At 59.4% G+C, this 13,020-nt stretch carries 12 protein-coding genes; 7 read left to right on the forward strand and 5 right to left on the reverse strand.

The annotated features are described in order from the left end of the window. The first annotated feature begins 2 nt into the window (after window positions 1–2). Window positions 3–809 (forward strand): galactan export ABC transporter ATP-binding subunit Wzt/RfbE, encoded by an 807-nt coding sequence (gene wzt / locus HMPREF0308_RS07955; RefSeq protein ID WP_005530455.1) that lies wholly within the window; start codon window positions 3–5, stop codon window positions 807–809. Here wzt and HMPREF0308_RS07960 read toward each other — a convergent pair. After that, window positions 806–1,483 carry a GNAT family N-acetyltransferase gene (locus HMPREF0308_RS07960; protein WP_005530457.1) on the reverse strand — a complete coding sequence of 226 codons (678 nt, stop codon included), beginning with the start codon at window positions 1,481–1,483 and terminating at the stop codon, window positions 806–808. The genes wzt and HMPREF0308_RS07960 overlap by 4 nt on opposite strands. A 35-nt stretch (window positions 1,484–1,518) precedes the next feature. On the opposite strand from HMPREF0308_RS07960, the gene glfT1 reads away from it, so the two are divergent. Then, the gene (glfT1, locus tag HMPREF0308_RS07965) at window positions 1,519–2,433 is read left to right on the forward strand and encodes a galactofuranosyltransferase GlfT1 (protein ID WP_005530458.1); all 915 of its coding nucleotides are present in this window, start codon (window positions 1,519–1,521) and stop codon (window positions 2,431–2,433) included. Window positions 2,434–2,447: 14 nt separating this feature from the next. Here glfT1 and HMPREF0308_RS07970 read toward each other — a convergent pair whose 3' ends face one another. The 4 genes from HMPREF0308_RS07970 to HMPREF0308_RS07985 all read right to left on the reverse strand — a co-directional run bounded on the left by HMPREF0308_RS07970 (window position 2,448) and on the right by HMPREF0308_RS07985 (window position 4,850). Continuing rightward, the gene (locus HMPREF0308_RS07970) at window positions 2,448–2,909 is read right to left on the reverse strand and encodes a GtrA family protein (protein WP_005530460.1); all 462 of its coding nucleotides are present in this window, start codon (window positions 2,907–2,909) and stop codon (window positions 2,448–2,450) included. Then, on the reverse strand, window positions 2,909–3,376 hold the full coding sequence (locus HMPREF0308_RS07975) for a GtrA family protein (protein ID WP_188311429.1): 468 nt from the start codon (window positions 3,374–3,376) through the stop codon (window positions 2,909–2,911). The genes HMPREF0308_RS07970 and HMPREF0308_RS07975 overlap by 1 nt, the downstream gene beginning before the upstream one ends. Before the next feature lie 62 nt (window positions 3,377–3,438). Beyond that, on the reverse strand, window positions 3,439–4,362 hold the full coding sequence (locus HMPREF0308_RS07980) for a plasmid pRiA4b ORF-3 family protein (RefSeq protein WP_005530463.1): 924 nt from the start codon (window positions 4,360–4,362) through the stop codon (window positions 3,439–3,441). A 17-nt stretch (window positions 4,363–4,379) separates the two neighbouring features. Then, entirely contained in the window at window positions 4,380–4,850 is a 471-nt protein-coding gene (locus HMPREF0308_RS07985; RefSeq protein ID WP_050765429.1) for a hypothetical protein, read from the reverse strand. 34 nt (window positions 4,851–4,884) lie between these two features. On the opposite strand from HMPREF0308_RS07985, the gene HMPREF0308_RS07990 reads away from it, so the two are divergent. The 5 genes from HMPREF0308_RS07990 (at window position 4,885) to HMPREF0308_RS08010 (ending at window position 13,017) form a co-directional block, all read left to right on the forward strand. After that, window positions 4,885–5,163, forward strand: coding sequence for a hypothetical protein (locus HMPREF0308_RS07990; protein ID WP_005530468.1), 279 nt, complete (start codon window positions 4,885–4,887; stop codon window positions 5,161–5,163). Window positions 5,164–5,387: 224 nt separating this feature from the next. Beyond that, a complete protein-coding gene (gene dprE1, locus HMPREF0308_RS07995) occupies window positions 5,388–6,803 on the forward strand; it encodes a decaprenylphosphoryl-beta-D-ribose oxidase (RefSeq protein ID WP_005530470.1) in 1,416 nt (471 codons plus the stop codon). Between the two features lie 52 nt (window positions 6,804–6,855). Beyond that, window positions 6,856–7,614, forward strand: coding sequence for a decaprenylphospho-beta-D-erythro-pentofuranosid-2-ulose 2-reductase (dprE2, locus tag HMPREF0308_RS08000; protein ID WP_005530472.1), 759 nt, complete (start codon window positions 6,856–6,858; stop codon window positions 7,612–7,614). A gap of 38 nt (window positions 7,615–7,652) precedes the next feature. Next, complete coding sequence (locus HMPREF0308_RS08005) at window positions 7,653–9,623, forward strand: galactan 5-O-arabinofuranosyltransferase (RefSeq protein WP_034657270.1); 1,971 nt, start codon at window positions 7,653–7,655, stop codon at window positions 9,621–9,623. Window positions 9,624–9,651: 28 nt separating this feature from the next. Next, window positions 9,652–13,017 (forward strand): arabinosyltransferase domain-containing protein, encoded by a 3,366-nt coding sequence (locus HMPREF0308_RS08010; RefSeq protein ID WP_005530476.1) that lies wholly within the window; start codon window positions 9,652–9,654, stop codon window positions 13,015–13,017. Window positions 13,018–13,020 lie beyond the last annotated feature (3 nt).

The following is a 13,020-nucleotide window of genomic DNA, read 5'->3' on the forward strand; positions in this document are numbered from 1 at the left end:
CAATGGTTTCTATCGATACTTATAACGCTTGCGTGGACTTTCCCATCTTTGATGCCAAGTCCCGCTCCTTAAAGAAGGCTGTACTTTCCTCAGCTGGCGGTGCGATTGGCAAGAACAGCGACAACACGGTGGTGGTTGAGGCCCTCAAGGACATCAACCTTCACCTCCGCGAAGGTGACCGCGTTGGACTGGTGGGCCACAACGGCGCCGGCAAGTCCACGCTGCTGCGTCTGCTCTCGGGCATCTACGAGCCCACCCGCGGCTCCGCCGACGTCCGCGGACGCGTGGCCCCTGTCTTTGACTTAGGCGTAGGCATGGACCCGGAGGTCTCCGGCTACGACAACATCATCATCCGCGGCCTGTTCTTGGGCCAGACCATCAAGCAGATGAAAAACAAGATGGATGAGATCGCCGAGTTCTCTGAACTGGGTGACTACCTCGCCATGCCGCTGCGCACCTACTCCACCGGTATGCGCGTGCGCCTAGCCTTGGGCGTGGTGACTTCGATTGAGCCAGAGATCCTCCTGCTCGATGAGGGCATCGGCGCTGTCGACGCCGTCTTCATGGCCAAGGCTCGTGTGCGCCTCCAGGAGCTGGTCAAGCGCTCCGGCATCCTGGTCTTTGCTTCGCACTCCAACGACTTCCTGGCGCAGCTGTGTAACACGGCATTGTGGATTGACCACGGCACCATCCGCTGTGCCGGCGAGGTCTCCGAAGTAGTCAGCGAATACGAAGGCCCCGAGGTAGGCGAATACGTCAAGGAACTACGCCAACGCTTCGAAAAGGAAGAAGGCACGGGCAAGGCTTAAGCCGTGCTTGGCGACGCCCCGAGCAGCTCCCTCAATGCGCCGGTTATTCCGTCCACCGTGACGGTGTAGCCGGCATTGTTGTACCTATCCCGAGCAAGGCGTGCGCGCCGGATGGGCAGCTCGGTCTTTTCTGGGCCACAGGGCAAGGTGGCGGCTAGGCCGGCGTCGTAAAGCTCATAGCCCAGCTTCATCGACACCCTCTCAGAGGCATGATTGCCCTGCACCCACCCAGTGCTCAGGGCCTGTGCACCCAGTTCACCAAAGCAAAATCCCGCTACTGCATGATGCACCAGCGTGCCTAAGCCTTTGCCCTGGTGGCGATGATAAATCCAGGAACCCGTGGACACCTCCTTGTGAACTGCAAACTCACTACCGCGCATATCAACCACGCCGATGATTTCCTGGTCCATGCACACTACAAAATCGAGAGACCATTCCGCGGGAGACATCCTTGCTCGGTGCTCCCACCGCATGCGCGCTGAGGCATAAGGATCGCCGTCGAAGAGCCAGCCGAACGCGTGCTGCGGGATTTCGGCCCCATAGATCTCCTCCGGAGTGACCCCATTAATTGCAGCAATGTCTGTATCGCGCATGACACGCATCGAAATGCTCTGCTTGCCATCGCTGGCGTGAATGCGCACCGCAAAAGGCGGCCACATCTTTTCTAACTCCATGTCCAAAGCCTATACGCCTCCGCAAGGGTGGCAGAATGGAACGCATGACTGCCACCTTGAGCACTGCCGGTTCCACGGCCGCCGTAATTGTCACCCACCAGCGCGTTGAACTGCTGCGCGCCTCGTTGGAGCAGGTAGCACGCCAAACCCACCCTGTGCAGTGGATCATCGTTGTGGATAACGGTGCCGAAGACGCCGTCAAGGACCTCGTTGAGTCCATCGCCGGGGAGCGCGGCGTATATATCCCCTCCCAGACCAACCTGGGCGGTGCAGGCGGCTTCGCCCTCGGTTTCCTCACCGCTCTGTCCCTCGGTGCCGATGCTGTATGGTGCGCCGACGATGACGGACGCCCAGCAGACAAGAACGTCCTTGCCGAGCTCTACCGCGTCGCTGAAACCAACTCCCTGCACGAGGTCTCCCCTGCAGTATGCAACATCAACGAGCCCGCACGCCTGGCATTCCCACTGCGCCAGGGACTCGTGTGGCGCCGCTACATGAGCGAGCTCGAGGGCGACTTCCTGCCCGGCATCGCCTCCCTCTTCAACGGCGCACTCATCTCCGCTGAGGCCATGCAAATCATCGGCGTCCCCGACTACCGCCTCTTCATCCGCGGCGACGAGGTGGAGTACCACCGCCGCCTCGTAAATTCCGGTCTCCAGTTCGGCACCGCGCTGACTACCAGCTACCTGCACCCAGATGGCTCCGACGAGTTCAAGCCGATCCTGGGCGGCAAGATGCATACCCAGTACCCCGCCGGTGAGTTCAAGCGCTACTTCACCTACCGCAACCGCGGCTACCTGCTGTGGCAGCGCGGCATGCGCAAACTTCTCCCCCAGGAGTTTGCACGTTTTGGCTGGTTCTTCCTCGTGCAAAGGCGCGATCCCAAGGGCTTCCTCGAGTGGCTCAACCTGCACAACAAGGGCCGCAAAGAAGACTTCCACCGCCCTTAAGCGCTCTGCTGGGCTTAATTGTCCACCACAAAGGACTTCCGCGTGCTGCGGAAGATGACCCAACGCTGCACAAAGAAATTAATCAGCGTGGCAGTACCCTGCGCGATCACAAAGGCCACGACCAAGGCCCAGGAGGAGGGCCACTCAAGGTCGTGGTCAAAGAAGGGGAACGCCCAGCGGTAGAGAATGATGTTGACCGCATAGGTCAGTGCATAAGTGGCCACCACTGCGGCCAAGCGCCGCTTCGAGGCCTTCGCATCAAAAGTCCAACGGCGATTTAACAAATACGCCGTCAAGGTGCCGAAGATGAAGCCGACGGTGCGGGCGGCGACGTCGCCAAGCAAGTCCAAGCCGATCTGGAAAATCCATGTCAGACCAGCATCAATCACCGCTGCAATCATACCCGTGATTGCGAACTTGAAGCCTTGGGCTTGCAGGGAATTTGAGTGCGAGAGCCGCTGCGCCGCGTTACTCATCAATCACCCTTAAAAATGAAGATGCGCTGGATGGCAAAGTTGGTCACGGTGGCCACGCCCTGCGCGATGACGAACGCAATGGTGTCCTTAACGGCGCCCTCAAATCCCATGGAGATAAGCGGTGCATTGAGTGCCCAATAGAGGAAGTTCTGCACAGCGAAGGTGGAGGCGTACAGCGCCGCGACAGCGCCGGCGGTGCGGCCGGAGACCTGTGCGCCGAACGTCCAGCGGGCATTCGCGATGTAGGCCGCGATGGTACCAAAGACCCAACCTATAGCCTTAGCCGCGGACCTGTGCAGACCCAGCGAGGTCAGCAACAAAGTCAGGCCATAATCAATAGCCGCGGTGAACACGCCCACGGAGACAAAGCGAAAAAGCTGCGTCTGCAACGAGGAGCGTCGGACCTCAACATCGGCGACGTTAGTGTCAACGTCTCCCCCGACGTTTCCCTCAACGTTGCCGTCAATGTTGCCGTCAATGTTGCCCCGACTATGGGCATTAGGATTTTTATCAATCACGGCTAAATAGCCTACCTGCGCAGCAATGCACGGTAAATGTCGAGCCGATCCACAGGCGCCAAAGCGTCGGCACCGTAAGCGCCCATGGCAGCCAGTTCCTCCAAAGAAGCAGCACATAATTCGCGGATTTCTTCACCGCTTAGGCTCGCCCCATCATCCGCTACCCATCCAAGAGCTTCCATGGTTGCCTCGGCCACAGAATTGGTGAGCTCGCGCCCGCCCATGCAGGAAAGACCAAGCGTCATCGACCAGAAAGCATCCTGTCCTTCTGAGGTGACCTCGCGGGGCAAGGAGTCCAAACCGGCGCGGACAGCATCGGCATTGTCAGTACTTTCGGGGCTCTCTGGGCGCTCTAGTTCAAGGGCCTGGAGCAGGGGTACGAAGTCGAAGAGTTTAGTTCTCTCAATGATCGCGCGCACTGGCGGAACCACGATATTGAGGACCTCATCGATGGTTTCCTGCCCTGTTAGCTCAGCATTAATTGCGGTGAGATCAAAAGGCACCAGGAAGGAGCCAGAACCGCCCACGCATAGGGCCTCCGGGGTGCCAGTATCACGTGGGTAGATCTCCGCGACCACCAGGCTAAAGTCCCACAGGCCCCACACGTAGTCAACCTGGTCTCCCTCTTTCCAGAGGAATTCAGAGACCTGATGCTCAGGGTCAATGCGACAGCCACGGGCGTCGCGATGCTCATAAAAGTGCCACGGTGAATCCTCATCGGGAAGCCCGAAGCTGACTTCTAGGACACGGTGGAGCTCCGCGAAGGTAAAAGCGTCTGAGAAACCGATCTGTCGGTGTGCTTCTGCTTCTGCCCGTACGTTAGAGACTTGGCAGATGACGGTGAGAGGCTCACGCTTGAGGGTCACTAGAGAGTCTTCACGCTTGGCGCGTGCTTGACTCAAATCTGTGACCTTGAGGCTCATGGGCCCCACCATACGCAAAACTTGCGAGGCTACGCAGCGAGCTTTTCGATATCGCGAGCTTCGAGCTCACTCACGAGGAATACGAAAGCAGCAGCAATTGCGCCCCATGCAGTCCATGGTTTGGAAAGACCTCGCTTGCGCAGGCGCTTGACCACTGCCTGGGAAACCTTGACGTTAATAAAACCGCCCAGCACAAAAAGAAGGATGACCGCAGCGAAGACAGCCCACTGCTTGAGGTCAGAATCGTTTTGCTCAGCTTGTGGTTCTTCATCCTCGCGCTGGGCATTCGTGATGGCGACGAGGGCTCCGAAGCCGATGAAGGAGAACACGTAGGTGATGCTAAGGGCCGTTTTGTTCTTAATCCAATCCGGGAAAGAGAGCATCAGACCTGCTGCTGCGGACTGCGTGATGCGGCCGGCGAGAGTGTCATCAAGTGCGTAGTTGTCAACGCGGGTGTCAGCTTGGACGTTAGATTCATGCTGCGAATGTGGCTGATTCATGGGCATAACTTTATGCGGAACTATGCTAAAACGCATGTACTCATCGAAGAAAGAGCATCTGACTCCCGCCCAGCGCGCGGCGCAGGATGAACGCCAAGAAGATGACAAGCGCAACGGACACTTCCTCGCCACGGAACACACGAATCTTCCGCTCGATGGATTCATGACTCGCCTGATGGCGGAAGAGCTCCCCATCTTGGACTCCACCTCACGCCGCCGGGTTTATGAAATTCTGCGCGGATACGAGGGACCAGAAATCACCTCACAAGAGCAGTTACCTGAAGAAATCCGCGACATCATGGATCTGTATTAACGAACGCTAGTGGCCAATGGCATTGGCGGCTTTGGGATTTTCATGACGGCGTGCCATTGCAGCCAACTCCACACTGAATAGCGACGTTAAACGGCCAAAACCCACATATTCGGAAATGTTTTGTGTCTGAGTATGTTCCAAATATCACTAACGCCACAAACGTCACGTGCCTGGATAGGTGGGTAGGCTGGGTACGACATATCACGTCGAGTAAAGAGTAAGAGATGGAACTACATACCACCGAAAAGTCCCTGCACGGCTGGGGCCGCACCGCACCGACGACTGCCCACGTACTGTCAACCGAGGACGTCGAGGTCATCAAGAAGGCCGTCGCGCAGGTTGCTGAAGACAACTCCGACAAGCCATCGCACCTCCGCCGTGGCGTCATCGCCCGCGGCATGGGTCGTTCCTACGGTGACCCCGCCCAAAACAGTGGCGGTCTGGTCATCGACATGCAGCCGCTCAACAAGATCCACTCCATCGACCCGGAGTCCGCAATCGTTGACGTCGACGGCGGCGTCACCCTTGACCAGTTGATGAAGGCGGCCCTGCCGTATGGCTTGTGGGTTCCGGTCCTGCCGGGCACCCGCCAGGTCACCATCGGCGGCGCAATCGGCCCTGACATCCACGGCAAGAACCACCACTCCGCTGGTTCCTTTGGCAACCACGTAGTTTCCATGGAGCTGCTCGTGGCTGACGGCCGCGTCCTCCACTTGGAACCTAGCGGTTCCAAGGATGATCCAGACGGAGACCTCTTCTGGGCCACCGTGGGCGGCATGGGCCTGACCGGCATCATCCTGCGTGCCAAGATCCGCATGACCAAGACGGAGACTGCCTACTTCATCGCGGACACTGACCGCACTGAGAACCTTGAGGAAACAGTTGCGTTCCACTCCGATGGATCGGAGCACAACTACACCTACTCCTCTGCTTGGTTCGACGTCATCTCCCCTGAGCCAAAGCTGGGCCGTTCCACCATCTCCCGTGGTTCCCTGGCTACCCTGGCACAGCTCGAGGAGCTCGCACCGAAGCTGGCCAAGGATCCGCTGAAGTTCAACGCGCCGCAGCTGATGACCGTTCCGGACATCTTCCCGAACTTCACCATGAACAAGCTCTCCCTGATGGCGATCGGCGAGGCTTACTACCTCATGGGCGCGCCGGCTCGTAACAAGATCAAGAACCTGACGCAGTTCTACCAGCCGCTGGATCTCATCGGCGAGTGGAACCGTGGCTACGGCTCCAACGGCTTCCTGCAGTACCAGTTCGTGGTTCCGACCGAGGCAGTTGAGCCTTTCAAGGAAATCATCCGCGACATGCAGCGCTCCGGCCACTACTCCGCGCTCAACGTGTTCAAGCTCTTCGGCCCGGGCAACAAGGCTCCGCTGTCCTACCCAATGCCGGGTTGGAACGTCTGCGTGGACTTCCCAATCAAGCCGGGGCTCGGTGCTTTCCTCGATGATCTGGACAAGCGCGTCATGGAATTCGGCGGCCGCCTCTACCTGGCCAAGGAGTCTCGCACCTCTGCGGAGAACTTCCACAAGATGTACCCAGGCATGGAGGGCTGGCTTGCCACCCGCAACGAGATTGACCCAACCGGCGTCTTCGCATCCGATATGTCCCGCCGTCTTGAGCTCCACTAAGAGTTTCCCAACCTTCGTTCAAGACCAGCAGAAAAATTAAGGAACAACCCACATGCTTAATGCAGTAGGCCAAGCACAACATATCCTTCTTCTTGGCGGCACTTCCGAGATCGGCCTCGGCATCGTCGAGGAATTCCTCGACCGTGGCCCAGCCAAGGTCACCCTCGCGGCACGCGCTGATTCCCCGCGCATCGACGACGCAAAGGCCACGTTGACCTCCCGCGGCGCTGACGTTGAGGTCATCAACTTTGACGCGACTGACTTCGATTCCCACCCGGACGTCGTCAAGCAGGCATGGGAGCGCGGCGACGTCGACGTCGCCATCATCGCCTTCGGTACCCTTGGTGACCAGGAAGAACTCTGGCAGAACCAGGCCAAGGCCGTGGCTTCCGCACAGACCAACTTCACCGCACCAGTGTCCTTGGGCGTCCTTCTGGGCCAGAAGTTCAAGGAGCAGGGCCACGGCACCATCGTGGCACTGTCCTCCGTGGCCGGTATGCGCGTACGCCGCTCCAACTTTGTCTACGGTGCCTCGAAGGCTGGCGTGGACGGCTTCTTCATCAACCTCGGTGAGGCCCTGCGCGGCTCCGGCGCCAAGGTGCTCGTGGTCCGTCCGGGCCAGGTTCGCACCAAGATGTCCGCTGCAGCCGGCGAGGCTCCGCTGACTGTCGACGTCCCGGATGTAGCTAAGGCCACTGTCAAGGCGATCCTCAACGGCACCCAGTCGATCTACGTCCACCCGCTGTTCGAGTACGTTTCTTTGGCGTTCAAGTTCATCCCGCAGGCCATCTTCCGAAAGCTGCCTTTCTAAATTCCTGCAATTCCCTCGAGTATGGGAAACTAGTGTGCATGACTAGCCCAGCAACAATGCAACCCGTGCGCACCGACATTGCCCGTACTACGGACTACAACGTCGACGAACTTTCTAGAAAGTCGACGCTGCTGGGCACAGCGGCGTCTGCCCTTGGAGGGGCAGTCGTCGCACTTATTGGTTTTTATGCTTTCAAGACCATCTCCTTGCCAGCATTCAGCACCTCCATGGTCACCCGCGCGCTCAGCACAGTGGGTACCGTGCTCACCCTCGGCGTCGTGGGCTTCCTCTGCGTGTGGTGGATTTATGACACCTACCAAGAAAAGGTCTCCCGCCCCACCTGGCGCGTATGGCTAACCCACGCAGCCTGCTATATCTCCCCTGCTCTGCTTGTTCTTTCTGCAATCGGCCTGCCGCTTTCTGCCTCCAAGCTGTGGCTCGACGGCGTCCAAGTAGACCAGGTCTTCCGTACCCAATTCCTCACGCGTTCTACGGACCAAATGGGCTACGCCGACATGAACTACGAGGGGCTTCCCACCTTTTACCCAATGGGCTGGTTCTGGCTGGGTGGCCGCCTGGCCAACCTGCTCAACATGCCTGGTTGGGAGGTCTTCCAACCGTGGGCGCTAGTCTCCCTCGCGGTATGCGGCTGCATCCTAGTTCCGATCTGGCAGCGTCTTGTTGGTTCCTTGCCAGTGGCAACCGCAATCGCTTTGGCCACCGCAGCGATCACTCTCACGGTCAACGCTGAAGAGCCTTATTCCGCCGTCATCGCCATGGGCGTTCCAGCCGTCGCGGTTCTTTCTTCCCACGCGTTCAAGGGTTCTTGGTTCTCCACGGTGGGGATCATGCTTTACCTGGGCGTCTCCGCATGTTTCTACACGTTGTTCACTGGTGCGGTCGCACTGACCATTGTTTCCCTCATCGCCGTGGTCACCGCCATTTATGACCGCCAGCTGCGCCCTATCCTGCATCTGGTGGTCATCGGTGTGGGCTCTATGGCCATCGCAGCCATTGCATGGGGCCCATACCTCATAGCCGCGATGACCTCTAAGGCACCTCTGGAATCCACCGCCCAGCATTACCTGCCGGAAGAAGGCACCCAGATCCCGGTGCCATTCCTCTCCTTGAGCATCATTGGCCTGCTGTGCCTGATTGGCTTGGTGTACATGACGATGCGCCTGGAAGACTCCGCCATTCGCGCGCTGGGCATCGCCACCATAGGCGCATACCTCTGGGTCGTCTTGTCCATGGTCGTCACACTTGTCGGTACTACCCTGCTGGGCTTCCGCCTAGAGAGCATCATCGTCATCCTCTTTGCCACCGCAGGTATTCTTGGCTTGGCCGAAATCCGCCGCATGGGAATCCCCAACATTTACCCGGCGCGCTTCAGCGATAGCACGAACAAGCGCATCACCGCGGCCTTCGCCATCATCGTTGCGCTAGGCGGCGTCTACTACGCCCAGCAGATCCCAGAGAAAAACGAGTCGGCGCTGGATCATGCCTACACCGACACCGACGGTAACGGCGAGCGCGCCGACCGCTTCGCAAGCGACTCTTCGATGAACTACATCAAGATCCGCGAATACATCGACTCTCATGGCTACGTACCGAACCAGACCGTGGTGATGACCGATGAGAAGCTCTTCATGGCCTACAATCCTTACCTCGGTTTTAATGCCTTCACCAGCAACTACGCCAACCCGCTTGGTGAATTCAGCTCGCGTAATGAGCAGATTGAAGCCTGGGGCCGCGACTCTTGGAACCAGACCCCGCAGCAATTCATCAAGTCCCTCGACTCCGCGCGCTGGCGTGGGCCAGATGTTGTCATCTTCCGCGGCAGCATCGAGGAACCAGGCGACGGCTACAAGATCCACCTGGCTGAAGACATCTATCCGAACCAGCCGAATGTGCGTTACCGCGCGGTCTTCTTTAACCCTGACGTATTCAAAAAGGGCTGGGACACCGAGCAGGTTGGCCCGTTTGTGGTGGCGGTGCGTTCTCATTAAATAGGAGGCGTGCCGTAAACTGATCGCCGTGTCAGTTAGCCTCACCAATATCGAAAAATCCCGCTTAGCCTTTTCGGACGCCCCGCGTTCGCTCCGGCTAACCGCTATCATCGCCGGCCTGATTGGCTTTATCTGTTTTGTGGCTACTCCGCTGCTGCCGGTCAATCAGACCCAGTCTTCCTTCGACTGGCCGCAGAACAACTCGCTGCAGTCAATCAACGCGCCACTCATCTCCGTGGCTCCGGAGGATATTAAAGCGGACATCCCGCTCAGCGCCGTCGACAAGCTGCGCGAGGGCCAGGATCTGCTCTACGGAACCGTGCCGCCTGAGTCCACCAAGGCCTCGAACCGCGGCATGTTCGTGCGCGTGGGTGAGCAGGGTCTTTCCGTGGTTTCCCTCGACGAGGTCCTACTTGCCCTGAGCCCGAAGGAAGTTGCGGCGCTGCCTGACGACGCCGTCCTCAAGATCGACGCCTCTGGTGACGGCACCACCGTCTCCGTGGGTAAGCACAAAAAGACTACTGAGGACGATGTTCGCCCGCAGGTCACCGGCGTCTATACCGAGCTCGAAGAGAGCGATGCTTCCGCGTTGGTGGCCGATGGCCTCAACATCCACGTGGACATCAACTCGCGCTTTACTTCCTCGCCTTCGCTAATCAAGCAGATCGCCATGTGGCTGGGCATCGCGATGACCATCGTGAGCCTGTTCTGTTTGTGGCGAATTGACCGCCTGGATGGCCGCAAGCTCTCCTTCATGCCGGAAACCTGGAAGCAGATCCGTCCGCTCGACGGCGTCGTCGCCGCCATCCTCGCCTTCTGGCACATCTTTGGCTCAAACACCTCTGACGACGGCTTCATCCTGACCATGGGTCGTGTCTCGGGCCACGCCTCTTACATGGCTAACTACTACCGCTGGTACGGCGTACCTGAAGCCCCTTTCGGCTCCCCTTATTACGACCTCGTGGCCTTCTTGTCGGAGATTTCCAGCACGTCAATGTTCGTGCGTCTGCCTGCGCTCATCTCCGCATTCATCGTCTGGTTCATTCTCTCGCGCGAGATTCTGCCGCGCTTCGGCGACCTAGTCAACGGCCGCCGCGTGGCGCACTGGACCGCGGCGTTTATGTTCCTAGCCTTCTGGCTGCCATACAACAACGGCACCCGCCCGGAGCCCATCGTGGCACTAGGCGTGATGGTGACCTGGGCTTCCTTCGAGCGCTCTATTGCCACCCGCCGCCTACTGCCAGCAGCCGTGGGCACCATCGCCGCGACCTTGACCCTGGGTGCGGGCCCCACGGGCCTGTTCGCCGTCGGTGTCTTCTTGATCTCCTTGCCGAAGCTCTTCGCCTTCATGGCCGAGCGCGCCCCGCACGTGGGCTGGCTCGCCATGATTGCGCCTTTCCTCGCTTCCGGCACGGCCATCATGGTCGCAGCCTTTGGTGATCAGACGCTGGCTTCGGTCATGGAGTCCACGCGCGTGCGCTCTGAGGTGGGCCCATCGCTGCCGTGGTACTCGGAGTACGTCCGCTACACCACGCTCTTCCAGCAGTCAGTGGACGGCTCGATGACCCGCCGCTTCGCGATGTTCACCATGCTCTTCTGCTTAGCGCTCATCATCTACGCCTTCATCAAGAACCGCCGCGTGGTCGGCGCCGAGGTAGGCCCTACCCAGCGCCTGCTGCTCATCGTGGCTTTGAGCACCTTCTTCCTGATGTTCACGCCGACCAAGTGGACGCACCACTTCGGCATCTACGCGGGCGTTGCAGGCGTCATCGCTGCGCTGGGCTCGGTGGTTCTCTCGCAGATCGCGATGCGCTCCCCGCGTGCGCGTACCTTTGCGCTGGCCTCCGTCATCTTCTTGCTCGCCATCTCCATGGCTGGCTGGAATGCATGGTGGTACGTCTCCTCCTTCGGCATCCCGTGGTGGGACCGTACTGTGCAGTACAAGGCCATTGAGGCCAACACTGTGCTGCTGTTTATTGGCTTGGTGGTCCTTGCCGTCGGCGTGGTCCAAGCCATGATCCACAGCTACCGCAAGAGCAAGGCCGAGGAAGAAGGCCGCGTCGAGGAGTTCACCGCCCAAGCCGCAGCGAAGGTATCGCGCTGGGCCGGCATCATGTCTGCACCGCTGGCGCTGGCCTGCGCGCTCATTGTGGCCTTTTCGTGCGCATCCTTCGCCAAGGCTTATGCCTCACAGGGAGATGCTTACTCAGTGGGCAAGGGCAACCTCGCGTCCTTGAAGGGCAACGTGTGCTCTCTTGCCGACGCCACCTTGGTCGAGACCAACACCAACGACGCCTTCCTCACCCCGGTCAAGGGCGAGTTCAAGGATTCGTTGGAGGACCCAGACGAGGATTCCATCGGCTTCGCCCCGAACAACATCCCTGAGTCCATCGAGCCGGAGAACCTGAACTCGGCGTCGGTTGGCGCAATTGCGAACACCGCCACGAACCAGGCGGAAAATGCTGACTCTGCCGACGCCGCGACGGAGGAGCAAAACAGCGAGAAGTCCGCGAACGAGCAGTCCGGCGGCGTCCGTGAGACCAAGGGCGTCAACGGCTCGACCCGCCACCTGCCGTTCAACCTGGACTACAACAAGGTACCGGTGCTGGGCTCGTATGACGAGAGCCAGCGCTCCACGGCAACGGTAACCACCCAGTGGTACAACCTGCCGAAGGCCACGGAGAACACCCCGATCCTCGCGGTGTCCGCGGCGGGCAACATCTACCACCACGACGTCAACGGCATCGAGCAGGACGGCATGGAGCTCAAGCTCGAGTACGCCACTTACAAGGACGGCAAGGTCTCCAACAAGGGCGAGGCTGAGCTTTCCGACGTCGGTGCAACCCCGAAGTGGCGCAACTTGCGCATCCCGCTGGCTGACCTGCCGGAAGACGCTAACGTCGTTCGCTTGGTGGCTAAGGACGACTCCACTGATGAGGACGACTGGTTGGCATTCACGCCACCGCGTGTGCCGGAGCTGGCCACCATCAACTCACAGTTCTCTTCTGAGACGCCGGCGTTGCTGGACTGGTCCGTTGCCCTTCAGTTCCCGTGCCAGCGCACGTTCGACCACTATGCGGGCGTGACGGAGATTCCGGAATACCGCATCCTGCCGGATGCTGCGGCGCAGACGTCCTTGACTGACTTCCAGTCCTTCTCGGGCGGTGGCGCGATGGCCACGGCTGAGGCAGTCAACTACTCCTACGAGATTCCGAGCTACCTCAACAATGATTGGGCTCGAGACTGGGGCGCAATCGAAAAGTACGAGCTGCGCACCAACTCTAAGGGCGAGGCACCTGTCGAGGCGCAGATCGACCATGAGGTGATTTCTCGCTCCGGCCTGTGGAAGCAATCCGAGATGAAGATTCGCCCGGAGGGCTCTGAGAAGAAATAAGGC

Source organism: Corynebacterium striatum ATCC 6940 (assembly GCF_000159135.1).
Lineage (GTDB): Bacteria > Actinomycetota > Actinomycetes > Mycobacteriales > Mycobacteriaceae > Corynebacterium > Corynebacterium striatum.